This is a genomic window from Metabacillus mangrovi (assembly GCF_009711125.1).
Classification (GTDB): Bacteria; Bacillota; Bacilli; order Bacillales; family Bacillaceae; genus Metabacillus_B; species Metabacillus_B mangrovi.
Genome location: NZ_WMIB01000008.1, coordinates 15,871 through 40,255, shown reverse-complemented (window position 1 = coordinate 40,255; position 24,385 = coordinate 15,871). Strand labels below are relative to the sequence as shown.

The window sequence follows — 24,385 nt, the reverse complement described above, 5'->3', positions numbered from 1 at the left end:
TAATGATACATATGGCTGCTGCTGGGTCTTATCCGTTTCTCTGCTGTAGATCGGATTTAAATAGACTACAAAAAAACGCACAGTGATTTCATCATGAAATACTGTGCGTCTTGACTTGTTCTTTACACGTTTGCCCCCTCTATAAAGAGGCCGGTTTTTCCTTTTACAATTTAGATCGCAGGTAAGAGTCAATAAACGGATCCAGTTCCCCGTCCATAACGGAGTGAACGTTCCCGATCTCTGTGCTTGTTCTGTGGTCTTTGACCATGGAGTATGGATGGAAAACGTAGGAACGGATCTGGCTTCCCCAGCCGATGTCCTTTTGCTCACCGCGGATTTCAGCAAGCTGTGCTTCCTGTTCTTCAATCCGTTTTTGGTAAAGCTTTGCTTTCAGCATCTTCATGGCGTGCTCACGGTTTTTGATCTGAGAACGTTCCGTCTGGCAGGACACGACCACATTCGTTGGAAGGTGGGTGATCCGGACAGCGGAGTCTGTCGTGTTGATATGCTGGCCGCCGGCGCCGCTTGCACGGTATGTGTCGACCTTTAGATCCTCGGTTCGGATTTCAATTTCGATTTCTTCATTAAATTCCGGCATGATCTCGCAAGATACGAACGATGTGTGACGGCGTCCTGAAGAATCGAACGGTGAGATGCGGACGAGGCGGTGCACCCCTTTTTCAGCCTTCAAATAGCCATAAGCATTATGGCCTTTAATCAAAAGTGTGACGGATTTGATTCCGGCTTCATCGCCCGGAAGGTAGTCCATCGTTTCCACCTTGAAGCCTTTTTTCTCAGCCCATCTGGTGTACATGCGGAGCAGCATGGAACCCCAGTCCTGGGATTCAGTACCGCCGGCACCAGGATGCAGCTCAAGGATGGCATTGCTCTTATCATACGGTTCACTGAGAAGCAGCTGCAGCTCGAAGTCATTCATCTGGCCGGTCAGCTCTTTCATTTCAGAGCCCAGCTCATCCTGCAGCTCCTCGTCCGGTTCTTCTTTAAGAAGCTCCAGTGTCACCTGCAGGTTTTCGTAGCTTTCATCCATTGCATAAAACTGATTGACTACATCCTTTAAGCCGTTCGCTTCATTAATAACGGTCTGTGCCGCATTTTGGTCGTTCCAAAACGCCGGATGAGCCATTTCTTCATCTAATTCCTGTATTCTTGCTTCCTTTGCATCGAGGTCAAAGAGACCCCCTAAAGTCCGCTAATCGCTTAGCTGTTTTATCTAATTCCTGACGAATTTCTACTAAATCCATTCCATTCACCTCGGGGGAAGATTTTTACGCTACTGTTAAACATAAACCACAGGGGCGGAAAAGTCCAGTTCCCCTGAATTCACCGGCATTCACTCAAAAAAGACACGAGACGGTCTTCATACTCCTTTTTATTCAGCCGGTACGCTTCAATATGCCCGCCCATTTCCGGCTGCCAAAGATGGATGCAGTCATTTGCCTGCTTCATCCGCTCGCTCTCCGTACAGGAAATGGCCGGGTCGTTTTTGGCATGGATGATAAGGATCTTTTTATCCTCAGCCTGACGCACCATCTCAATCGGTTTGACGAGATGCGGCTTGAAGCCGAGGAAGTTAAGCTTGGTTACATAGGAGGAAACCCTTCCGATAAATCTCGGAAGCTTCGTCCAATACTGGAAAGAATCCATAACGTACGTATCCAGGCTCGCAAACGGGCTGTCGGCGATAATGCCTTTAATGTCTTCATGCATACAGCCGGCAAGCAGGGAAGTGCTCGCCCCCATGGACCAGCCCATCAGTACAATATGATCCATCTCTTTCTCATTTTTCACAAAATCGATGGCCCCGTTTAAATCGAGCTGCTCTTTAAGGGCAATTGTCGTTTCATTGCCATCCGATTCGCCGGCATTTCTAAAGTCGTACATGAGTACACTGTATCCTTGAGACTGAAACACCTTCACGAGGTCAAAAATCGGAAACGGCATATTGTAGCGGTTGAGTCCGTAGGCGTGCGAGAATATAACCGTTTTCCTGCTGCCTTCAACCGGCATCCACCAGCCCTTTAATGTCAAACCATCCGAGCTCGGAAAATGGACTTCCTCCGTTTTGATTCCATAATTCTCCGGGTGCTTTTTCAAAGCGATTTTAGGCGGATGCATCGCTCTCCAAATAATATATGAACTTAATCCGTAAAATGCATTCGCTGCAACTAGTCCTAATCCTGATCCGATGTAAGCCGCCCGTCTCCACGGGTTTGCTTTTTGCTTAATCGGAAGTACTGCCTGCTGTTCCACTTACACATTATCCTTTCTGATATTCTAGTAATCATCTATTTTTTCATTCGTTTATATCGGCATTGTAAAGACTTTTATTATACAATATTTCTTTTATTTTTTCCATTATTCGACACAAGAAAAAGGAATTCCAGGTCAAGTATCAAAAAAAGACCCATTCCCAAAAGGAAAAGGTCTTTTCTTTTATCTGCCGCAGCAGTTTTTGTATTTTTTCCCGCTGCCGCATTCACATTGTTCATTGCGTCCGATTTCCACGACTTTGCGGGTCGGCTTTTTCTTTGGGGCCTCTCCGTCGCCTTCTTTCGGGTGAACAGCTGTCTGGCCTTTCGCCACCTCTTCACGTTGAAGGTTGCTGCGGATTTCTGCTTTCATGATATATTTGGCAACGTCCTCTTCAATGGATGCAATCATCGCTTCAAACATCGCAAACCCTTCCATTTGGTACTCGCGAAGCGGATCGTTTTGACCGTAAGCGCGAAGATGGATTCCCTGACGGAGGTGGTCCATGGCATCAATATGATCCATCCATTTAGAATCAACAGCACGCAGAACAATTACTTTCTCAAATTCACGCATCTGCTCCGTTCCAAATGCCTCTTCCTTCGCATCGTATTTCGCTTTCAGCTTAGCAAGAATGGCTTCTTCCATTTCCTCTTGATCCTTGCCGCGGATCTCATTCAGTTCCAGTGATCCCTCTTCCAGCATGTTCAGATTAATGTACTCAACCAGACCTTCCAGATCCCACTCTTCCTCCACCACTTCATTCGGAGTATAAAGGGCAACAAGGCGGGTTACCGTTGATTTGATCATTTCCTCTACAATGCCGCGCAGATTATCGGAGTCCAGAACATCAAAGCGCTGCTTATAAATAACCTCACGCTGCTGGCGGAGCACATCATCATATTGAAGAAGCTGCTTACGGGCATCAAAGTTGTTGCCCTCCACCCTTTTCTGTGCGGATTCTACTGCTCTTGAAACCATCTTGCTTTGGATCGGCTGGGTATCGTCCATGCCAAGTCGGTCCATCATATTCATCATATTTTCCGATCCGAAGCGTCTCATCAATTCATCTTCCATTGAAAGATAGAATTGGGTGATACCCGGATCTCCCTGACGTCCGGAACGTCCGCGCAGCTGATTATCGATCCGCCGTGATTCATGGCGCTCTGTACCGACTACTGCCAGTCCGCCAAGATCTACAACACCTTCTCCAAGCTTAATATCTGTTCCGCGTCCAGCCATATTCGTTGCAATCGTGACTGCACCTTTTTGGCCGGCGAGCTCGATGATTTCCGCCTCGCTCACATGGTTTTTCGCATTCAGAACGTTGTGCGGGACTCCTTTTTTCTTAAGAAGCTGGGAAATGAGTTCAGATGTCTCAACCGCAACTGTACCGACAAGAACCGGCTGCCCCACGGCATGGCGCTGGGATACTTCCTCTACAACAGCCAGGAATTTCCCCTGCATGGAACGGTAAACAAGATCGGCGCGGTCATCACGCACGATATCACGGTTGGTAGGAATGGCCACGACGTGCATGTTATAAATGTTTCGGAATTCCTCTTCCTCTGTTTTCGCCGTACCGGTCATCCCGGAAAGCTTATTATACATACGGAAGTAGTTTTGGAACGTTATGGTTGCAAGCGTCATGCTCTCATTCTGTATGTCCAGGCCTTCCTTCGCTTCAATCGCCTGGTGGAGGCCTTCACTGTAGCGGCGCCCTTTCATCAGACGGCCGGTAAAGGAGTCAACGATGACAACCTCGCCATCCTGAACGACGTAATCCACATCATTCTGCATGATCACGTGCGCTTTCAGCGCCTGATTAATATGATGATTCAGCGTGACATGCGAAATATCAAACAGGTTCTCAATCCCGAATGCCCGCTCGGCTTTCGTGATCCCGTCCTCTGTCAGCTGAACGCCTTTGGTTTTCACATCTAATGTATAATCGTCATCAAGCTTCAGCATGCGGACAAAGGTATTGGCCTGCATGTACAGCTTGGTGGATTTCGCAGCCTGTCCGGAAATGATCAGCGGGGTACGCGCTTCATCGACAAGAATGGAATCGACCTCATCAATGATGGCATAGTTAAGCGGACGCTGTACCATTTCTTCCTTATAAAGGACCATGTTATCACGCAGGTAATCAAACCCCAGCTCATTATTTGTGGAATACGTTACATCTGCCGCGTACGCCGCGCGTTTTTCCTCTTTCGTTAAATGGTTTAAATTAAGCCCAACCGTCAGACCGAGAAATTCGAAGATACGGCCCATCTCCACTGCATCACGGCTCGCCAGGTATTCGTTCACCGTTACAACATGAACCCCTTCGCCGCTGAGTGCATTCAAATAAACCGGCATGGTGGAAGTCAAAGTTTTTCCTTCCCCGGTTTTCATCTCTGCGATATTTCCTTCATGAAGGGCGATCCCCCCCATAAGCTGCACTTTAAAAGGATACATTCCGGTCACACGGCGGGACCCTTCGCGGACAACTGCAAATGCTTCATTCAGAAGCTTGTCCAGGCTTTCACCCTTCTCAATCCGCTGCTTAAATTCTTCAGTCTTCGCCTGCAGCGCTTCATCGGACAACTTTTCCATCTGAGGCCCGAGGGCATCTATTTCATTTGCTATTTTTTCATAGCGGTTAACGTTACGTTTATTAGGGTCGAACACTTTATTCAAGATTCCAAGCATTTAAAAACGCTCCTCTGCTGTTAAATGTTCTCTAACATTTTTTTGAAAACACATAGAACTATCGTTAATTTTAACACTATTCATGTCTATGGACAACATAGCAGAGGGGAGTTAGTAAAGATTTGGAAGAGGGGCGGTTTGGTGAGGTGGGTGGGCTTCTGTGTTGGGGTGGTCCGAATATGGAGCCGGGTGTCAGTCCCTCACTCTGCTAAAGGGCTAAAGCTCTGGCACCCCCCCTTCGATCCCTTGGGGCACAAGGGGGTGAAGGGGTGGGCCTCTGTCCCCACTTACGTTAAAGCAACAGGGGACTGGCACCGTGCCAGTCCCCACATTCTCTACCGGACTAAAGCTCCGGCACCGTCTCTCTAATCCCTTCTGCCACAAGGATTCAGAACACCATCCCTCTGCCCCCACTTGCGTTAAAGCAGTACCACTGACCCCGCTCTTAACAGCAGCCTCCAAAGTACTCCTACCTATGCCTCCTCTCTCCCCAACGTCCAACAAAAAAACGCCAGCATTAAAGCCGGCGTTTCCTGTTAAATCCTGTCCCTCACAAGCGGCATGCTCATGCAGCGGGGACCGCCTCTTCCTCTGGACAGCTCAGAGCTTGCAATTTCAATTACCTCAATGCCGTGCTCGCGCATGATCCGGTTGGAGACGTAGTTGCGGTTATAAGTGACGACCGTTCCCGGTGCAATAGCGAGCGTGTTGGAGCCGTCGTTCCATTGCTCCCGCGCTGCTACGATAGCATCGCCTCCGCCGCACGGGATCAGGGTGACACTCTCCAGGTTCAGCACTTCTTTCAGCGTTTTAATAAGGTTCGTTCTTGAGGAAATGGAAACGCGCTTTGGATCGTCAGGGTGTTTTTCAAGAATGTAAATGTTCATGTCTCCATTAGGACCCTGGATGGCCGGATGAATGGTGAACTTGTCATAGTCAACCATGGTGAAGACGGTATCCAAATGCATAAAGGCTCTGGACTTTGGAATTTCGATGGCGACGATTTTCTTTATTCGATCCTGTTTTTGGAACAGGTTTAATGCAAGGCGTTCGATGCCCCGGGCAGAGGTTCTCGCACTGACTCCGATAGCCAGGGTATCCTCGCTCAGCACAAGCTCGTCGCCTCCTTCTACCGAAAAATCATAATCCCGGTTCAGCCAGACCGGAATGTCTGCCTGCGAAAATCTCGGGTGGTACTTCATGATGTACTCCATAAACAGCGATTCCCGCCTTCGCGCCCCTTCATGCATCCGGTTGATGGTCAGTCCGTTCCCTATGACAGCCGCCGGGTCCCTTGTGAAATACAGGTTCGGCATGGGATCCAGATAGAATGGATACTGATCTGTCATGAACTCGTATAAATGCCGCTTTCGGCCTTCATCGATTTCAGAAGTCCGGACGCCGGCCATAATTTTAGAGACAAGCTGCCCTCCCGGAATGTCCAGTAAAAATTCTTTTAAACTATCACTCGCTCCATTTATATTGGATTTGCTTTCCTGCAGGATCTGATCGATAAACTGTTCTTTCACCTGGCCAAAATGCAGTGCCTCTTCCACCAGCTTTTCCAGATAAAGAACTTCGACTCCCTGATCCTTCAGCGTCTCAGCAAATTGATCGTGCTCTTCTTGAATCACAGGCAGATAGGGGATATCGTCAAAAAGCAATTTATGCAAAAGTTCAGGAGTTAAATTCTCCACTTCACGGCCGGGCCGGTGAAGCATAACGGTCCGTAATTTTCCGATTTCAGATGTTACGTCCAAGGTTCCTGTTCCAGCCGGTGCGATTAGTTGATTCATCATCTGCCCCCTCTTTTTTCTCCTTATCTGTACCCATTTTGTGGCCGATAGTAACATTCTGGTGTGAGATTAAGACTGCCTAATTCCTCAACAAGCTAAAAGTACCAATAAACTTTCTTTTTTTATTATTAAACGTGTATATCACCCTATTTTTACCTAGTTTAAAATGCACGGATTTCGTGTACTATTCTTATAGAGATCGATTAATGAGGTGATAGCATGAAGCCTTTTCGTATTGTAATTGCTGATGATAAGCCGGACTCACTGGAAATCATGAAGCATTATCTGAAAAAATCAGACGACTTCTCCATTGAAGCTGTATGCAGGGATGGCGAACAGCTTATCGAACAAATTCAGTGCTCAAGCCCGGACTTAATTTTGGCAGATATCCATATGCCGAGGAAAAATGGAATGGACGCGATAAAAGAGTGCCTGAAAATCAATCCGGACGTAAAATTTATTTTCATTACCGGCTATGATGAATATGCAGTGGAAGCGTTTAATTTATCAGCCGTTGATTACATTGTAAAGCCCGTAAAACCAGTCAGGCTCTTTGCTGCCTTACATAAAGCCCGCAGTCTTTTGGAGAGGGCTTCTTCACCCTATTCTGTCCAGCCGAGAAAACTGCATGTAAAATCAGGAAGCTCCACCTACTACATTTTGTTCGAGGACATCCTGTTTTTGGAGAAGCTTGGAAGAAAATGCATGATCCACACCACTAAAGAAGTGTATGAAACCTATGAAGGGATTAAAACACTTTACGAACGGCTGGACCAGTCCTTCTTTCTTACCCACCGTTCGTTCGTTGTGAACCTTAATTGCGTTTCGCATATTACTCCGAAAAACGAAACATATGAAGTTCACTTTAGAAACTATCAAAAGCATGCTTACATTTCCAAGCTGAAAATCAGTGAATTCAATTCAAGATTATCGATGTTTGTTTAAAACTGCAAAACAGCTGTCATCTTTTCCTACAAACAATCAGAGCATCCGGTTTCCCGGTGCTTTTTTGTGTCCAAAATGTCTTCTTTGCTGTTCAAAATGCAGTTTAATCGGCCTGTTATGCTGAATAAAGCTCCTCTTATGCCCCGGGATGAATCGACAGACTTTTCTCTATCTTTTACTATAAGAAGAGTAAATGGGTATTTTTTACTACAAGAGGAGAAAACAATGAAAACTGCGTCCATAATGCCCCTTGCTGCCGGTCTTATACTGGCAGAGGATCTTTATACGAATCAAACTTTAATTGTTAAAAAAGGGACCGTAATTGATCATGATCTGATTAAGAAATTAAAGAGATGGGATATTACAGAGGTTCCGGTACTTCAGCCTCTCGGAAATTTAAAGCCGAAGCTCGCATCCACTATTCAAACCATTCCTCCGGCTCATACATATAGCGAGCAAAGAAGCCGGGAGCTGTACTTTCAGACCATCTTAAAAATAGCCGATGAAAAACGGTATGGTATTGCTTTTAATATGGAGGATTCCTTTTATCTGCTGACCTCCTATTTTACAAATTTAATGCAAACTGATGTGATTATGGCAAAAATGCTGCAGCTGAAAAGTCATGACAGTTTCAGCTTTAACCACTCAGTGGATGTGTTCATTCTGTTTACCCTCCTTGCCAAACGCTTGAATCTTTCGGACCTGGAGGTGCACAGCCATGCTTCTCTTGTACATGATATCGGCAAGGCAGAGCTTCCGGCTGTGATCCTTAGTAAAAAAGGGAAACTGACAAAGCTTGAATTCGAAATTGTTAAAGCGCATACAACTCTAGGTTATAAGTTCCTTACCGGTATACCTTCCGCCGGGAATATTGCAGATCTGGCTCTTGCCCATCATGAAAGAATGGATGGCAGCGGATATCCTTACGGACTTCAAGCCCAGGAGCTGAGTATGGCCGTCCGAATTTTAATGGTAGTTGATGTGTATTCTGCTTTAACGCTGGAGCGAATGTACCGCAGTCCGCTTCCAGCTGAAGAGGCCTTAGGGTGCCTTGCAAGAGAGCCTCATTTGTATGACCCGTATATCCTGCAGGAGTTTATGCAAATGCTTCATATCTATCCGCTTGGTTCCCCGGTCGTTTTGTCAGACGGGAGAGAAGCAATTGTCAGGGGACATACCGCAAATTTTCCAAGCCTGATGAGGTTAAGCACCCGGGTGTCAGGAGAAGAAGTCGAGATTCCTTCTGATTTTTCGCTGAAGATTTCCTGTACAGCAGAAGATATTCTTGCAGAAGAATCTGATTGGAAGAAAGAGCTTTGGGCAGTATTCATAAGCTCCCTGGCGGAAGGAAGGAAAAGGACAGCCTTTGAAGCATTCGAGAAGCTTGCAGACGGGATGAGGGTCGAAGATATTTACCGGGACATTTTATATGCTGCAGCGATGGAATTAAGCAGCCAATTCAAAATGGAAACCATCAGCCGGACAAGCCTCCACATCGCGGACGACTGCCTGTGCTATATTCTGGATCGGAAGAGGGAATTTTACATAAGCTTGATTCCAGCCCGCCATAAAATGCTGATCGTTTTCCATGAGCAAGAGCAATACTACTTTCCCTCCCTGCTATTTCAGGATTATTTCTCTGCAAACGGATGGGAAACGTATAAACATTTCGGTGCTTCTGCTGCCTTGATCACAGAGCTGGCTGAAAGCAGGAAAATTCACTATATATGTTTTACGGTGACCAGTACGCATTCGTTAGGTTCCATAAGATTACTGACAGAAGAAATCAAGAAATTAAATCCAAAACTGCTTATCCTGATTTTCAAGGAATTTTTTACTCAGGATGAAATTGAAAAAGGGAAAGCAGACTTTATCGCTAAAAGCCCCGAATCAGCGGTTATAAAGCTTTCTATCATGGAAAGACTTGAAGCAGGAAAACATCTTTTCCTGAATGAACTTCTGCCGGAAAAGGGTGAATAGCATGAGCTTTCATATTGAATCATATGAACTGATTGAAAATGAGGACGCTTATTTACGGCTTAATAGCTCCTGGAAAATTCAATCCATTAACGATGAAGGTGCCAAGCTTTTCAGAGATACCCGGAAAAATTGCATCGGCAGGAGCGTGATGGACTACATAAGCCATGAAGATGCCGCCCTGTTCAAAACCCTTCTTACAAAAGCCATGCAAAATGAAAAAAGCAGCAGACTGAAGCTGAGATACAGCATTTTTGAAAAAACGAAAATTACTGAAATTGGGATCTATCCCGCAGGCGACGGGCTGAGCATTGTATTTAAGGATATTACCGCCAGCATCCGGTTTGAGCAGGCCATTCAGGAAAAATATGAAAAAGTGATGCTTTTAAGTGAGACCACCAATGACATGATTGGCAGCCGGAAACCTGAAGAACTGCTTAATACCTTATACAACAAACTTTCAGAATACCTGGATCTGGACGTGTTTATTAATTTTATGTATGTCCCCTCTTCGAACCATCTCGTATTGTCCAATTACTCAGGTATCACAAAGGAAGAAGCCAACGGCATTTCCTTGCTTCAAATAGGACAGGCCATTTGCGGGGCAGCAGCCGAAAGAAAAGAAGCAATGCTTGTCGAACATGTCGATGCTTCGCTTGATAAACGGACAGAGACGATTAAAAAATTCGGACTCAAAGCTTATGTATCGCACCCGCTTGTGTACCATGGCAAACTTCTTGGAACACTTTCATTTGGATCAAAGACCCGCCCTGAATTCAAGGCATTCGAGCTTGAGGTTATTCAAACAGCCTGCGAACAGGTAGCAAGCCTTCTTGAAAGAATCTGCATGATCGCTGAGTTAAAGAAAAACAACCGGGAGCTGACCGAAGCAAAAGAAGCAGCAGAGAAAGCGAGCAAGGCCAAATCCCATTTTTTATCCATGATGAGCCATGAACTCCGAACTCCGCTCCATACGATCATGGGGTTTTCCGATATTTTACTGGATGAAAAAAAGGATCCGGTAACCGGATGGCAAAGAGAGAAAATCCAGAAGATTGCCAGTGCCGGCGATCATCTGCTGCATGTAATCAATGATATCTTGGATCTTGTCCGGCTGGAAAAAGGAAAACCATTCATCAAAAAAGAAGCGACGCCGGTAAATAAAATTGTTAAAAACAGCGTTAAATGGATCCTGCCATTTGCAGAGACAAAAGGCATCACCATCGAACAGAAATTAGCCAGGCATGAGATCCTGGCAGCAGCGAATAAAGTCCGACTAAAGCAAATCATGCTGAACCTTTTATCAAATGCGGTGAAGTATAACCGGCAAAACGGCGCGATCTTTGTACGAGTTGAAAAGAAAGAAGAAATGGCTTTTATATCAGTAAAAGATACAGGCTATGGTATTTCAGTGGAAGACCAGAGAAAGATCTTCGACCCTTTTTACCGGTCAACAAGCTTTTACTGGGAGGTAGAAGGTTCAGGTGTCGGACTTTCTTTAACGAAACAGCTGGTGGAAGAAATGGGAGGAACACTCGGAGTTGAAAGTGAACTTGATAAAGGAAGTACGTTTTGGGTAAAACTGCCCCTTTGACAGGGGCAGTCCTTTCCTCAGGAATTAGCCAGCTTTTGATTGGCTTCCTTTAAATACCCAATATAAGTCTCGCGTTCCGGTGCATCAATGGAACCCATCGCTTCGGCAATACGGTCGAAATTATCGATTAAATGTTCACTTTTCATGCCCCGCGAGGTCAGAACATTATTAAGCCAGATCGCATAGTCCGTAAAAATTTTCGGCATATCCGCTTCATAAGCGGTCCGCAAATGTTTAAAGTGATGCTCATTGTCTTCCCGGCATTTTTCCTTCCCTCTCTCTCCGTACTTCTCAAGAAGCTCGGGATATTGCCGGTAGATTCCTGAGACGACATGATCAATCGCTTGTTTTACCTGATCGTCGGTCATGTGGCGACCACCTCGTATTTTTTAACGGTAGGAATGATCGCTGCCAGCTCCTGATCCGGATAATTTTTTTCATGTTCATGCACTTTTTTGAAAGCATCGCTTTGAACCCATTTCATATAATGCTCTTTCGTTTCCCATTCAATCTGAACTGTAAGTTCGCCCTTTTTCTTCTCATTCTGAAGAAGCTGGAAAGACCGGAAGCCTTCATATTGATCGACCATCTTTGATCTTGTTTGATAAATGGAAATGACCTCGTCCGATTTATGTTCTGGTACGATAAATGTAGAATGTACGATATACAATGGTTTCATCTCCTTTTTTTGCATCTTCTTCAACCTAACATATCAAGAGCAGGAATCCTATCATTATTCCAAAACAAAATTCTTCCATCGCTTTTTTTAGTATAGAATACCAATTTATGAATTTCCACATAAAAAAGAGGCGCCTGTACAACTGGCGCCTCTTTGATCGTCCATGCTTTATTCGTTCGGCTCAATGACGCCGTATTTGCCATCTTTTCTTTTATATACTACATTGGTTCGATTCGTTTCAGCATTGGTGAAAACGAAAAAGCTGTGGCCCAGCATATTCATCTGGAGTATGGCTTCTTCACTATCCATCGGCTTCAGCGTAAACCGCTTTGTCCTCACTACTTCCATGCTATCCTCGTCTTCCTCCTCCTGCGTCTGCACAGCAGTCGGTGTTTCAACCGGATTGCCATTGGCAAACATCATCTTGGCGGAATCCTGTTCACGGAACTTGCGGTTCACTTTCGTTTTATGCTTGCGGATCTGGCGCTCAAGCTTATTCGTCACCAAATCAATCGCCGCATACATATCCTCATTATGCTCTTCGCCTCGAAGGACGAGATTCGTCATCGGGATCGTAACCTCTACCTTTGACTCCCTATCACTGTAATAGCTTAGATTTACGTGAACATCTGCATCCACGGACTCCTGAAAATACCTCTCAAGCTTCCCAATCTTCTTCTCCACGTAATCCCGAAGTGCCGGAGTCACCTCGATGTTTTCCCCTCTGACATTGTATCTCATATAAACTCCTCCTTTGTAAAGGATATGTAAACTTATTTCTCTTTTCCCCTCTAGTATTCCTGCATAAACGTAAAAGTAATGTGAAGGTTTCGTGAAATTTGTAGAAAATTGCGGCTAAAAGGAAAGGAAGCCGTTTCATTCTATGCTTCACATGGCCACATATATGCTTGAAAAAAACCTTTCACGAAACTGGGACAAAACAGCATCCCAAGGACACTTCAATAAAAAAGAACGCTGGCCGAGCATGAAAAAAGGCAGGGTCTCCTGCCTTTTACTGCAAAATATACGGCTGCAGCCTCTGCTGCACGCCTTCTTTCCAGGCTAAAAACACCGGCGCAAGCTTGTCTCTCAAAAAAGATTCATAAGTCAGGGGCTGAAAATACATAAAATCCAGGTGATCCAGCTCATTGATGACCTCATCGAAACGTTTGATTTCATGAATCAGCTGACAGTCATCTTCGCTGACTTTTTCGATAATCAGCACATTTGAACTGTCAATATGGTAAAAAGCCCTCATAATGTCCGTAAAAACCTTTTCTGCTTCACTCAGTTCCAGGCGGCGGAAGCTCTCCAGAACATCATCCAAGCCATCTTGAACCGTATTCAGAAGATGGTAGTAAAAATGATACAACTCAAAGCGTTCATAGGCGTTCAATCTATCCACCCTCGATATAGGTAATTTATACTATTACTTATATCGGCACAGGCTAAAATAATTTGATAGCAAACTCTCTGAAAAACTGGAAATGCATCTCCTAAATCAATTTTTCAATAATCCAATAGCCAAGAACACCAATTTGCACAGGCAGTAAAATCAGCGGCAGGCAGCCGTCCGTGCTGCAGCATCCTTCTGAACAGCCGTCCAGGCAGCCATCTTGGTTCTTTTTCTTTTTTTTCTTCTGCTGATTGTAATATTTATTATTTTTCATCTTGTCCTCCTGGCAGCTGAGAGCTGAAATGGTTGTTTTAAAGCGGAATAGATGCGTTCAGAGCGAACATTCCGGGTGAAACTAGCAGATATGTAGATTAAGAGGTAAAAAGGAGCACATAAGGTCAGCTTTCCAGGCTCTAAAACTTACTGTGCTTTAGGATATCGGCGAAATTTTGAATATATCGGCGATAATATTCAGATATCGACGAAAATAAAATTATATCAGCGATAATCAGGAGATATCGGCGAAATTACCTGGATATCGACTTTTCGGGAGATTTCGACAAGCTCTTTCCCTACTACCCGATCCTACCAACTTACATTTTAATACAATTCTGGACCAGGCTGCAATCTTAAAAAAACTCTCCGCATATATGCAGAGAGCGTCTTATTTCCGTTTATCATAAAACATCCCATCCGTCCGGACGGCTTCGTATGGGTTAACGTATTTATTCGCACCTGCTTTAGTCTTCTTCAGGCGCTGCTGATCCAGCTGAATCACGGTTTTTACTTTGTTCATATAGCTGATGACTTGTTTATTCCAATCATTGACTTCCTGCAGCAGCTGCTTTTCCCGGCTGCTAAACGGGGGGATGAGATGCTTCATGGCCTGCTCACGTTCATCAAGCTTAGAGTTGAGTTGCTGGATTAACGTATCGCGTTCATTCGTTTCCCCCGGCTGCTTCAGAAGATTCAGCAGCTGTTCCGTGAGGGCATGCACTTCAGATACAGAGCTCATTACGCGGTTCCGCCCTCTTTGAACTGGGCCTGTCTGTTCATCTGGATGACCTGCTTCCATGTGTCGCGGAATTCCGTCACATAGCCCTCTACTTCATCGAGAATAGAAGAATCGTTCCCTAAGTTTGCTTCCATCAATCTGCGGTTCATATATTCATAGAGGGCCATCATGTTTTTAGACACCTCTGCTTCCATATTCAGCGTCACCATCAGCTCCTGAATAATCCTTTGTGCTTTCAGGAGACTGGTGTTTTTTGCTTCAATTTGTTTCTGGTCCATAGCCGTCCGTGCTTGTTTGATAAACTTCAGGCACCCGTTATACAGCATCAGTGTCAGTTCGCCGGGAGATGCAGTCGTCACAGAATTCTGCTGGTAGGCCTGGTATGGATTATTTACTGCCAATCTGGTTCACTCCTTCTTAATATCCGCCGTTAAAGTTCATGAGCTGGGCGGATTGCTCATTCGCCCGCTGAATGGCTTTTTCCATGGCGGTAAATTGGCGCCAGTAGCGGTCCTCGATTTGCACGAGACGGTCTTCAAACCGGTCGATCTGTGTATCGAGGCTGTCGAGGCTTTTGCCGATCGAAAATTTCTGAGTCGTCATCAGGCTGTTTCCGGCTTTTGATTCGACCTTTGTGATCGTATCTTTGATTGTATCGCGCAGCCTGCCGGCAAGTCCTGTCGTTTCAGGCGTCGTCCCTTTTGAGTTAAAAAGCTCGTATACCGCGGCCGGGTTCGCCTGAATTTTTTCGCGGAGCTTCGCCTCATCAATGATCAGCTTGCCTTTTTCCATATAATTTGATGTCGTCTTAATGCCAATATCAGCCAGCTGCGTATAGCCGGCAATGGTTCCGGTACCGCTGACTGGAGAATAGAAATCCGTTCTCATCTTATTGAGTCCGGAAGCAAGAACAGAATCATTTTTCAAAAGGCCGCTTTTCGCCTTTTCTTCCCACTGCTCGATCTGCTTATCGGACAAAGACTCACGTTCTGCATCTGTCAGTGGCTGATAGGAGCGGTAGCGGTCCTCGGAAATCTCTCCGTTCACTTTTCCGATAATTTCATTGTATTTATCTACGAATTTCACGACGGACTCCACGATGCTGTCTACGTCTGTCGAGCTTGAAATGTTAACAGGAATGCCGTTTGTTTTTTGTTTCGCGTTATACTCCACACCGTTGATGGTGAAGGTGTTGGAAGGCTGCACCATTTCGTAGCCGTTTACTTTTACGATGGCATCAGTACCTGTTTGATCTTTTTTCAATGTTTGGTTATCTGCATTAAACGAGAAACCAAGGGTCGTCATAAAGGCCTTGGCATCATCATTATCAGCAACGATTGCACCACTTGCGCCTGTCTTGCTGCTCGTTAGAATGATTCTCGCCTGTGATTCCCCTTTTAGAGTTGCCTGCATGGCAGATACCCCTAATGAGGAGGAGTTAATTTTAGACAATACCTGCTCCATCGTATCTCCTGCTGCAATAGAGATTTTGACGTCTCTAGGAGTTGATGAACCTGGATCCGTTACTTTAAAAACCATTTCTTTCGCTCCAGCTGGCAAGGATGGATTCAGTGCTCCTTTCCAGGACGCAGAGGACGCGAGCTCTGTTACTTCTATAGAAGAGGAGAAATTCGCTGAAGCGCTGATCGCCTTTGCACTGACTGCTGCATCATTTGAGCTGCTGACTGCCTTTTTATTAAAAGTAGACTGGAGGGTAAGCGAGTTTTTAGTAATCGGGCTGAGCATATCATCCAGTTCCTTCAGCAGCTTGTTCATATCCCGGTAGTTGTCCCGCTGCCACTCCAGGATCTGTTTTTTTTGCTTCAGTTTATCAACGCCCATCCGCTCTGCTTTCATTAGATCACTGACCATTGTATCGATATCCATTCCGCTGGCCAGACCGCCGATTCTTACCATCTGTGCTCACCGCCTTTTCTAGCTTTTTTCATCTACGAACAGCCCGACAAATTCCGTCATCGCTGCGTACATATCCAATACTTTTCTATTGGGAATTTCCCGTACAACCTCTTTAGTCACATCATCGACCACTGTCACATAATACTCGTTCAGCTTCTCATGAAGGACAAATTGGGTATGCGTGTTGGCAGGAGCCATAAATTCATTCAGGCTGGCCACAATCTTCTCAAGCTTTTCCTTCGAAACCGGAGCGGACTCCTTTCCTTCATAAGCTGATTCCATCGCCTGGACCGCTGCCGGCTTAACAGCCTCCGCTTCAGGCATCCGATGTATGGCGTGAGCCGGAATTGAACTGACCTCCACTGCAAACACTCCTCTGTTTAAATCATCTAAAGGTTATATCGGAGAGTTCCGGAAGTTGTTGAGGGGAAATGAAAAAAACCTCCTTTTGGAGGGGGAGGTTTTGGATGATCATGACTCATTTTTCCTTTTAAAAACTTCCTGATGTTCAGAAACGGTATAAGGAAGAATGTTCACCCGGATCAAATCATTCAGCCGGGAAATATCGATCAGATTGTATGTCCTCATCCTGACAACTTTATTCTGATGGGTGTAAATGACAAGGTCATCAAAGAAAATGTGCCACCTCTGCTTGATCACAATTCTCTTGATATCTCTGAATGAAATCGTTTTTTTACCCGATTGGATAATCCCTTCCGGCCCCGGGATGATTTTAAAGATCACGCTCTTATTTTTGAAAATCCCTGCTGCACTATGCACTAATACATAAAGCGCGGCACCCATCCCTATGAGTCCTGCTGCTATTCCAATGCTTGAATCGCTTTGGAAATTTTCCAGGAATACCAGCAAACAAATAGTAAAAATGAATATGGACGAAAAGAAGACGGATCCCATTATTCCTGGGGAGGCTTTCACTTCTATAGCGGTCTTACTATTGCTGTTGGTCAAATGGATTCTCTCCCCCCACATTATGCACTCCTCACAAAACCAGAGAAACCTCCTTCTGCGGAGGCTTATTTCCCTGCATTAAATTTCAGCCTTTTCACAGGGAAGCGGGTACATTTTGCTTTGTTTAGCTTAAGATTTGGGACGCCTTAACTCTATGGGTGATGGATTCACCCCGTCTTCCTCTCCTTCGGATACTTCCAGATCACAAGTGTCAGGACGGCAATCAGCCCTTGAAAAATTGCCCATATCTTATAGGGAGTCTGCGGACGGCTTATGACCCATTCCTGAACATTCATGAGCAGGAGGGCCATAACCCCGAGCAGCAACAGCGAGCTTCGGAATAAAAATACAGAGGGTTTGATTTCGAATCTGGCTTTCCTTGGCTCTTTTTTTACTTCCTCTTCCTTCTTCAAACTTACCTTGATCGGCGGTCCATTTTTGATGATGCTGCTGATATAGGCCATGAATTCCTTCTCGGATTCATGGATCAGCTGGATCTCTTCATCCGCCGTCACATCCACCCGCCAAACACCATACTTTGACGGGACAAATCCCAGTCCAAACCGGTCATTCCCGGCCCCTAAATAAAGCTGGATCATGTTTACTTCATTGCGGTTTGCATTCATGTCTTCAATAAATTGGTCAATTTCAGTATCCGGTTCCAAGTCTTCTTTTAGAATTGCCAAAAGTTCTGGATCCGGGTCTTCCGTATGGATGGCGTTATACAGCTCATCGCTTATGAGAAAACTAGATTGCAAAAGTTTTTCGCTGTTATCGGGTTGTATATCGTAGAAATCCGCGATGATGCTCTCAACCGTCTCCTGGCTGCCAATTTCCCGATATTGATACATGCTGTCTGCAACAGACTCCATAATTCTCCTTGATCCTGTTGAAACCGCAGCCCCCGATTCCGGTTTCTCGAGTTCTATCCATACAGCAGCGTCTGACAGGACCGTTAAATAACGGCCAAGCTCTGCGTACTCACCCTTTAGATCAATCGTCTTGGCTGCTTCCTTAATCTTGCGCCTGCCTTTCCAAAATACGTTTAAAAATGCGTAGCTCTTATATAAATCCTTTAATCCAAGAGCTCTCGCCACAGTTAGTACTTCATTCAGCGAATATGTCCTCTGCTTCATTTTCTCACCTCAGAATCAATAGTTGTAAAGAGCATGCAGCCCGGTCATCTCAAATGCGAGCAGCAGGAAGAAAAACAGGCTCAATGGCCTGCTTATGTACCATGGCAGCCGGTAGAGGATGTTCTGGACATAGTAGTTGATAGAAAAAAATAAAATCCCGAACATTTTACCCGTATTCCGGTTCAGTCCGCGCTCGCTGTGATACACCATTTCCTCGTAAATGATCAGAACCAGCTTCGGCATAAAAACCGCTGCAACCGATGCCAGAAGATTGGTGAACAAGACCATGAACACAATCGAACTCGGGAAAGGATAGCCCATCGTGGAAACGATGAATCCCATATATAGAAAAAATAAAATCCCAAAGAGTATTGCGGCTTTTCTTCTCAAATTTCATCACCTGTCTATGTATTATGACTTTATACTAAACTACTTATTTCCAATTTACAGGGTATAAAAACCTTTTCTGGAGAAATTGCTGACATTTATGGGATAATTGCTGATTTAAAAGCTCTTTATGATGAAATTCTGAGATATATGCTGACGAATTGCTGTTTTATGATGAAAATCCTGGATATATGCTGAAACCACAAAAAAAGCGGCCTCTGCATCATATAATTGCCGCTCCCGATTGAAACCGGACTTCCCGATATTCTGTTTTTCCCTCTGTTAAACTGGAAAAACCGTACATTCCATGATCGAATGTTGAATATTCCACCGTCAGTACTTTTTCCCCATTATTAAAAAAAGAATAATCCGTTCCAGGGCAGACGATTAGGAAAGTGGCAGCTGAAGGGGGATTACCTTGATTGCGAAACCGATGGTGAACCTCTTCCTGCACCGGCAATTATTTTGACACGTGCTCAGCAATAATAGAATCAATACACAGTAAATTTACAAATAATAATATTAAAGGTTTATTTTGTAAAAATGTCAGGGTATATGTCTAAAGGATTGAATTTAAAAGGGCATATTGACTTATTATTTGGAATAAACAGGAGGTGATACTCCATTGATTGCCATTCAGGAAGCTGCTCTCCAGGAAGCTTTGAGAGAGAAAAGAGAACAATTATCCCTGCTGATCCAATGCCAGGCCACGCTTAACAGTATTCATTCAGGGCTTCAGTCTTCTAAACACCTCTGCTTAGAGCCTAAGCTTGAAAATGATACTTGGGCTGGACAACATGCGGACAAATTTGATGAAATCCGGGATAAAGGCCTTTTAGAAGAGTATGAAGACATAGAAGGAAAACAAATGAACAGCGTATTGGAAAAGCTCGGTGCAAAAATTCAATCTCTAAGTGAAGAAATTAAGGATTCGCAAAATGCATTGGCTAAGTTAGCACTTGAATCAAAAACAGCAAATTTATATCCCTATTAATATTTGAGAGGAATGGAGACTTTGGCAGAGATAAAAGTTGCATTTCCTGCGGTTCATGAAGCGATTAACCAAATTGAAACAGCTTCTATTCAACTGGAAAGTGATATACCGCAAGAGATCGGTAAAAAGAATCAGCTTGACATAATTGTTGAACTTAATGAGATTAATGTTCTATTGCAGGAAACGCTCGCCTTTTACAGATCCCTCCTTGGTAAAAACAGCAGAGCTACGAGAGATGCAGTAAACCAGCTGAATGAGTCAGATCAAAAAGCGGCTGCGTCGATTGGAAAAAGCTAAGGAGGGATGGTCATTGGAAAAAACGCTGGATGTATCGAACCTCCAAACTGGAATTGATAAGATAACTGCCAAACTTGTCGAAAAGGAAGAACAGCTGGCTTCTATTGAAAAAGCCATAACTGAGTTTCTATCTATGAAGGATGAATTAAAGGGGAAGACGGGAGAAGCCATTCTCTCTTTCTATCAGAGCTGCCATGTTCCATTTATATTAAATATTAAAGTCTTGTTAAAAGAATATAAAAATCAGCTTCAGCAGATCTCAAAAGCATTGAACACGCTGGAACCTGATGAATCAGGCTTTATCAGCCAGGTTAGTTTGGAAGGGTCTATTACAGATGGAATTTTCAACGTTTTAAAGGTTATAATTGATCATGTAGAAAATGCCAATTCCTCTATTAAATCCGTCAGCAGCATCATCTCACTTCCGATGCTGGACGAATCAGGATTTAGGAAAGAAGCAGCCAATGCACACAAACATATCACCACCACCATAGTAAACCTCACAGAATTTGATCAGCAGCGTACGAAAGCTGTTACTACCATCTCAGATGAACTCACATACACACTTCAATATTTAGCTGAAATTGAAACCATGTTCAAAGGCGGAAAAAACGTCATACCGAACTTCTCCATCGATCAAATCAAAAAGAACTACATTTACCAGGATTATATAACAGATACAAGCACAAAAGTCGAAAAGTATTCCGGAGGCGTTGCAGCTTCCCCTGAACTGGACAAGAAATTTAAAAACATTTCCTCTGAAGTTAAAAAGACAATGCGGGTCATTGACGGTACACAGAGGGACGGAAGCGGCTACGTACACGGCGTTGAAACTCCAAAAGATGCACCCGTCAAAATGTCTGCAGGATTTGGATACTACAAACATGATTGGAATTTTTCAGGATCAAAGGATGGGGATTTTGTTTTTGGGGGGAGCTCGACTGTATCGGCTTTTCATGCAGAGGGCTTACATGATACTGATGTTGTAGACTCACGATTTAAAGTAGATATAGGCAATGCATCAGTTACAGCGAAAATGGGAGGGAATTCCTGGGGGGATGCCCCTGCTCCTTTATTCAAAGCTCAAGCTGCTGGAGTTAACTATAAGGGGAGAAGTCAGTTAGATTCTAAAATTAAGTATTTTGGCCGGGCTGGAGTAGAAGGAAATGCAACAGTTGGCAGTGCAAAAGCCTATGCTGGAGTAGATGGTTCTTCATGGGGAATTGGTGCAAAAGCAGCAGGAGCTGAAGCCGAAGGGTCTTTTATTATACCTATGCCGTTAATTGAAGATTGGAATTTCAAAGTTACGGGTGGGGTTTCAGCCGGAAGTATAGGGGGAGAAGCCAAGGTTGGTATGTCAACTAGCATAGACATTTCTGCTGGTATAGGTATTAAATTAGGATTTAGTTTTGAAGAACAACCAAAATAATTTTGAATTGAGGTAGTCGATATGGAAAACAATTTTGAATCCCTAAACATTCCGATAGGAAAAGAACTACTTCCCATTGGGTCAATAGTGAAGATAGAAAACTTAGAAAAACTAATCATGATATATGGGAGGAAGCAAAAACAGGAAGGGAACGAAAGAATATGGGATTATGTTTCATGTCCTTATCCAGAAGGACATTTAAATAATGATACTAACATATTTTTTAATCACTCTTCCATAATTACCATTATTTTTAAAGGTCTTGAAACAGAAGGCGAGATTGCTTTAAGAAATTATATCAAGGAGCAAGATAAGAAGGCGGATAAAAACGCATGAATTTTCTTTCCTTCGCTTTCAAGGACAGCATCAATGAAATCAGAGAAAACTGGTCACAATTTAAATCTCCTGGTATTAGCGCGTCGCTTAAATCCAAGAGGTTTGCACTTTTTTACCTAAACGTTTTATCATTGGTAGTTCTCACAGTGCTGTTTTTATATGGAATCTATGTTATTATTTTTGGTATTTTTAGTCCTATCGGATATATTCTGCTCATTCCTTTGTTTTTGTTTCTATTGTTTTTAACTCTTATCCGTAAGCACGCCTACCCCAAACTTAAATATAATTTGTTAAATGGATATAAAAAATAGAAAAGGACGGGTTTTATGAAACATTTTTTCCTCTTCTATCCGGGTGTGTTCCGAGAAATGAGACAGCTCTCCCATGAAAGAAAAGAAGAACGGCGGCCGGATGTAGGGGTTTTTCCTTATATGTTCTTAATTTTTGCAAATGGACTTTTTCTTTTTTTCTATTCATTTGCCTTCCTGACTCTACTGCTGCAGGTTGGGTTTTTGATTTACTATCTATTTGAAGAATCAAGGTTCTCATGGGGAGCTCTCATGGGTGCAGGCGGATTTGTTTTTATCCTGGCTGTGATGATTTTATTTAAGTATGCTCTTTATCCGCCAACGAAAAGCCTATTATTGAAGAAACCGGAAGTTTCATAAAAAGACCGCGCTGTTGAAACGCGGTCTTTTTAACGCCACCTGTCTCTTTATCGGATACTTCGGGATTTGCTGACCCTTGTATCGATATTCTGCTGCCACCCCCTCAAACCTGGTTTATATCCCGGAGTTGTTAAGAGGAAAAAAACCTCCTTTTGGAATAGGAGGTTTCATGAGGAAAAATTAGAACTGGATGCTTTAAAAGGTAGAATATAGTTTTCTATGTAGGGCTTAAAATCTTCTGCATCAAGCACATTATATGTAGGGATCCTAATTTTTTTACCTTGGGTTGTCCTTATTACGATATCATAATAAAGCCAGGATCTTAAAGTGAGTCCTTTATGTTCAATATTGATATCCTTAATCTCATTAAATGGAATTGATATTTTATCAGATACTATCCTTCCATCGGCTCCAGATATTATTCTGAGAAGAACTTTGTTTTTGTTAAAGAACACAGGCGAAGAATGGAATAGAAAATAGCATCCAAAAAACAGACCTGTTACCCCTCCCAGAACCCCCAAAAGACTGGTAGTATAACCTGATTTAAAAGCATAGTATGTGATCAGTGCACAGATGGGTATAACGGCTATTGAAACAACTAACCCTATTGTTATTAACCTCTGATTACCTTTTATTTCAATTATTAATGGTTGGCTTTCTGTCTTCAAAATATTCTCCTTCCTAACCATTTTAGATTTTCACTTGCTCTTCTGGAAATTGAGAAAACTTCCTTTTATAAGCTGCCTGTGCATCAGGAGTCATATAAGGAAGGATGTATTCTTCAACTTGCTGGTTGAATAGATAATCATTTACCAAATTATAGGTTTTCATCTGAACAACTTTTCCTTGATGTGTTTGAATAACCAGATCTTCATAAAAGATGGACCTTAAAGAGATCCCTCTTCTTTTAATCGCTAAATCCTTTATGTCCTTTATTGCCACTGATTTTTTGCTGGATTGAATTCTTCCTTCGGGCCCTGGTATGATTTCAAAAATAACTCTCCTGTTTTTAAAAACTCCTGGAGAACTGTGTAAAAACACATAAAGTCCACAGATCATTCCAGCAAATCCTGCTACAATCCCTATAAGACTATATTTTGACCCAAATTGGAGAGCATCAACAAAAACCCATAAACAGATTAAAAAAACTCCTGCTGAGGAAAAAAAGAAAAGTCCTATAAACTTTGGGAATGCTTTAACTTGTATTGAAGGGTGGCCAGTGTTTTGCAAAAGAATTCTCTCCTTACTCTATTTTGTTCTCCCGCTCACCGGGAAAGTCAGTAAACTTAGCTTTGTAGCTTTCTTGTGCATGGACAGACATATACGGGAGAATGTATTCGATTATCTGTTTTCGGAATACTACATCATTCACCATATTATATGTAGGGATCTTGACTGTTTTATTTTGCTGAGTATAAATAATTAAATCTTCAAAGAAAATAGATCTTGGTGTAAATCCTTTTCGGTCAATCGTAATATCCTTAATATCCTTTAGCAATACCGACTTCTTCTGAGATTGTATTCTGCCATCAGGACCAGTAACAATCTCAAAGATGACTCTTCCTTTTTTAAAAAACCCAGGAAGTGCATGCAAAAATAAGTAAAGACCAAATATTATTCCTATTAAGCTAGCCATGATAGCTATTAAGCTGTATTTAGAATCAAACTGTAGAGCATCCATCATAACCCATATGCAAAACAGAAAAACTCCTAAAGATGCAATAAGCATCCAAATGACAAGTATCCATTGGGATCTGACAGGTATGATCTGCCTATTGTCCATATTAAGGGCTCCTTTTAGATTTAAGTTCATGGTGATGTTTAGAGAGACTGGATTGAGTTTATAATTTCTTCTAAATCAGGTAATTATCACTTTATATTA

Annotated in this window: 27 protein-coding genes; 8 read left to right on the top strand and 19 right to left on the bottom strand. The window is 43.4% G+C overall.

Features of this window, described 5'->3' with window-relative positions; genetic code table 11:
- Positions 1 to 163: 163 nt before the first annotated feature.
- The 4 genes from prfB to arcA form a co-directional block, all read right to left on the bottom strand.
- Positions 164 to 1,262, bottom strand: a protein-coding gene (prfB, locus tag GKZ89_RS09930) for a peptide chain release factor 2 (protein WP_241680199.1) whose coding sequence is annotated in 2 segments (ribosomal slippage) — positions 164 to 1,198 and positions 1,200 to 1,262 — 1,098 coding nt in all. Because the reading frame shifts where the segments join, the coding sequence is not laid out codon by codon here.
- 79 nt (positions 1,263 to 1,341) lie between these two features.
- Complete coding sequence (locus tag GKZ89_RS09925) at positions 1,342 to 2,271, bottom strand: alpha/beta fold hydrolase (protein ID WP_155112253.1); 930 nt, start codon at positions 2,269 to 2,271, stop codon at positions 1,342 to 1,344.
- Between the two features lie 183 nt (positions 2,272 to 2,454).
- Positions 2,455 to 4,968 carry a preprotein translocase subunit SecA gene (secA, locus tag GKZ89_RS09920; RefSeq protein WP_155112252.1) on the bottom strand — a complete coding sequence of 838 codons (2,514 nt, stop codon included), beginning with the start codon at positions 4,966 to 4,968 and terminating at the stop codon, positions 2,455 to 2,457.
- Positions 4,969 to 5,504: 536 nt separating this feature from the next.
- On the bottom strand, positions 5,505 to 6,764 hold the full coding sequence (gene arcA / locus GKZ89_RS09915) for an arginine deiminase (protein WP_155112251.1): 1,260 nt from the start codon (positions 6,762 to 6,764) through the stop codon (positions 5,505 to 5,507).
- 219 nt (positions 6,765 to 6,983) lie between these two features.
- On the opposite strand from arcA, the gene GKZ89_RS09910 reads away from it, so the two are divergent.
- The 3 genes from GKZ89_RS09910 to GKZ89_RS09900 all read left to right on the top strand — a co-directional run bounded on the left by GKZ89_RS09910 (position 6,984) and on the right by GKZ89_RS09900 (position 11,280).
- Positions 6,984 to 7,709 (top strand): LytR/AlgR family response regulator transcription factor, encoded by a 726-nt coding sequence (locus GKZ89_RS09910; RefSeq protein WP_155112250.1) that lies wholly within the window; start codon positions 6,984 to 6,986, stop codon positions 7,707 to 7,709.
- 225 nt (positions 7,710 to 7,934) lie between these two features.
- A complete protein-coding gene (locus tag GKZ89_RS09905) occupies positions 7,935 to 9,689 on the top strand; it encodes an HD domain-containing phosphohydrolase (RefSeq protein WP_162356687.1) in 1,755 nt (584 codons plus the stop codon).
- 1 nt (position 9,690) lies between these two features.
- Entirely contained in the window at positions 9,691 to 11,280 is a 1,590-nt protein-coding gene (locus tag GKZ89_RS09900) for a PAS domain-containing sensor histidine kinase (protein ID WP_162356685.1), read from the top strand.
- 17 nt (positions 11,281 to 11,297) lie between these two features.
- Here the strand turns inward: GKZ89_RS09900 and GKZ89_RS09895 are convergent, their stop codons facing one another.
- The 12 genes from GKZ89_RS09895 to GKZ89_RS09840 all read right to left on the bottom strand — a co-directional run bounded on the left by GKZ89_RS09895 (position 11,298) and on the right by GKZ89_RS09840 (position 18,782).
- Positions 11,298 to 11,648 (bottom strand): hypothetical protein, encoded by a 351-nt coding sequence (locus GKZ89_RS09895; RefSeq protein ID WP_155112247.1) that lies wholly within the window; start codon positions 11,646 to 11,648, stop codon positions 11,298 to 11,300.
- Entirely contained in the window at positions 11,645 to 11,950 is a 306-nt protein-coding gene (locus tag GKZ89_RS09890) for an antibiotic biosynthesis monooxygenase family protein (protein ID WP_155112246.1), read from the bottom strand. The genes GKZ89_RS09895 and GKZ89_RS09890 overlap by 4 nt, the downstream gene beginning before the upstream one ends.
- A gap of 177 nt (positions 11,951 to 12,127) precedes the next feature.
- Entirely contained in the window at positions 12,128 to 12,700 is a 573-nt protein-coding gene (hpf, locus tag GKZ89_RS09885; protein ID WP_155112245.1) for a ribosome hibernation-promoting factor, HPF/YfiA family, read from the bottom strand.
- A 271-nt stretch (positions 12,701 to 12,971) separates the two neighbouring features.
- Positions 12,972 to 13,355 carry a DUF8042 domain-containing protein gene (locus GKZ89_RS09880; RefSeq protein WP_155112244.1) on the bottom strand — a complete coding sequence of 128 codons (384 nt, stop codon included), beginning with the start codon at positions 13,353 to 13,355 and terminating at the stop codon, positions 12,972 to 12,974.
- A 100-nt stretch (positions 13,356 to 13,455) separates the two neighbouring features.
- Positions 13,456 to 13,629: a hypothetical protein gene (locus GKZ89_RS09875; RefSeq protein WP_155112243.1), complete on the bottom strand. Its 174-nt coding sequence runs from the start codon at positions 13,627 to 13,629 to the stop codon at positions 13,456 to 13,458.
- Positions 13,630 to 14,019: 390 nt separating this feature from the next.
- Positions 14,020 to 14,370: a flagellar protein FliT gene (gene fliT / locus GKZ89_RS09870; RefSeq protein WP_155112242.1), complete on the bottom strand. Its 351-nt coding sequence runs from the start codon at positions 14,368 to 14,370 to the stop codon at positions 14,020 to 14,022.
- Positions 14,370 to 14,771, bottom strand: coding sequence for a flagellar export chaperone FliS (fliS, locus tag GKZ89_RS09865; protein ID WP_155112241.1), 402 nt, complete (start codon positions 14,769 to 14,771; stop codon positions 14,370 to 14,372). Before fliS ends, fliT begins: the two co-directional genes overlap by 1 nt.
- Before the next feature lie 16 nt (positions 14,772 to 14,787).
- Positions 14,788 to 16,287 (bottom strand): flagellar hook-associated protein 2, encoded by a 1,500-nt coding sequence (locus GKZ89_RS09860; RefSeq protein ID WP_155112240.1) that lies wholly within the window; start codon positions 16,285 to 16,287, stop codon positions 14,788 to 14,790.
- Between the two features lie 18 nt (positions 16,288 to 16,305).
- Positions 16,306 to 16,650, bottom strand: a complete 345-nt coding sequence (gene flaG / locus GKZ89_RS09855) for a flagellar protein FlaG (RefSeq protein WP_338324915.1) — start codon at positions 16,648 to 16,650, stop codon at positions 16,306 to 16,308.
- A 108-nt stretch (positions 16,651 to 16,758) separates the two neighbouring features.
- The gene (locus GKZ89_RS09850) at positions 16,759 to 17,277 is read right to left on the bottom strand and encodes a DUF5381 family protein (protein WP_277753219.1); all 519 of its coding nucleotides are present in this window, start codon (positions 17,275 to 17,277) and stop codon (positions 16,759 to 16,761) included.
- A gap of 146 nt (positions 17,278 to 17,423) precedes the next feature.
- Complete coding sequence (locus GKZ89_RS09845) at positions 17,424 to 18,392, bottom strand: hypothetical protein (protein WP_155112238.1); 969 nt, start codon at positions 18,390 to 18,392, stop codon at positions 17,424 to 17,426.
- A gap of 15 nt (positions 18,393 to 18,407) precedes the next feature.
- Positions 18,408 to 18,782: a hypothetical protein gene (locus tag GKZ89_RS09840; protein ID WP_155112237.1), complete on the bottom strand. Its 375-nt coding sequence runs from the start codon at positions 18,780 to 18,782 to the stop codon at positions 18,408 to 18,410.
- A 622-nt stretch (positions 18,783 to 19,404) separates the two neighbouring features.
- Between GKZ89_RS09840 and GKZ89_RS09835 the strand changes: the two genes are divergently transcribed.
- The 5 genes from GKZ89_RS09835 (at position 19,405) to GKZ89_RS09815 (ending at position 22,503) form a co-directional block, all read left to right on the top strand.
- Positions 19,405 to 19,773: a hypothetical protein gene (locus GKZ89_RS09835; RefSeq protein WP_155112236.1), complete on the top strand. Its 369-nt coding sequence runs from the start codon at positions 19,405 to 19,407 to the stop codon at positions 19,771 to 19,773.
- Positions 19,774 to 19,794: 21 nt separating this feature from the next.
- Positions 19,795 to 20,070, top strand: a complete 276-nt coding sequence (locus GKZ89_RS09830; protein WP_155112235.1) for a DUF5344 family protein — start codon at positions 19,795 to 19,797, stop codon at positions 20,068 to 20,070.
- 13 nt (positions 20,071 to 20,083) lie between these two features.
- Positions 20,084 to 21,499, top strand: coding sequence for an LXG domain-containing protein (locus tag GKZ89_RS09825; RefSeq protein ID WP_162356680.1), 1,416 nt, complete (start codon positions 20,084 to 20,086; stop codon positions 21,497 to 21,499).
- Between the two features lie 21 nt (positions 21,500 to 21,520).
- Positions 21,521 to 21,835 (top strand): DUF4176 domain-containing protein, encoded by a 315-nt coding sequence (locus tag GKZ89_RS09820; RefSeq protein ID WP_155112233.1) that lies wholly within the window; start codon positions 21,521 to 21,523, stop codon positions 21,833 to 21,835.
- A 326-nt stretch (positions 21,836 to 22,161) separates the two neighbouring features.
- Complete coding sequence (locus tag GKZ89_RS09815) at positions 22,162 to 22,503, top strand: hypothetical protein (protein WP_155112232.1); 342 nt, start codon at positions 22,162 to 22,164, stop codon at positions 22,501 to 22,503.
- 167 nt (positions 22,504 to 22,670) lie between these two features.
- Here GKZ89_RS09815 and GKZ89_RS09810 read toward each other — a convergent pair whose 3' ends face one another.
- From GKZ89_RS09810 to GKZ89_RS09800, 3 genes are read right to left on the bottom strand one after another with little or no spacing between them, the layout of a single operon-like run.
- The gene (locus GKZ89_RS09810) at positions 22,671 to 23,171 is read right to left on the bottom strand and encodes a DUF5381 family protein (RefSeq protein ID WP_155112231.1); all 501 of its coding nucleotides are present in this window, start codon (positions 23,169 to 23,171) and stop codon (positions 22,671 to 22,673) included.
- 22 nt (positions 23,172 to 23,193) lie between these two features.
- The gene (locus tag GKZ89_RS09805) at positions 23,194 to 23,733 is read right to left on the bottom strand and encodes a DUF5381 family protein (protein WP_155112230.1); all 540 of its coding nucleotides are present in this window, start codon (positions 23,731 to 23,733) and stop codon (positions 23,194 to 23,196) included.
- A gap of 13 nt (positions 23,734 to 23,746) precedes the next feature.
- Positions 23,747 to 24,286 carry a DUF5381 family protein gene (locus GKZ89_RS09800; RefSeq protein ID WP_155112229.1) on the bottom strand — a complete coding sequence of 180 codons (540 nt, stop codon included), beginning with the start codon at positions 24,284 to 24,286 and terminating at the stop codon, positions 23,747 to 23,749.
- Positions 24,287 to 24,385 lie beyond the last annotated feature (99 nt).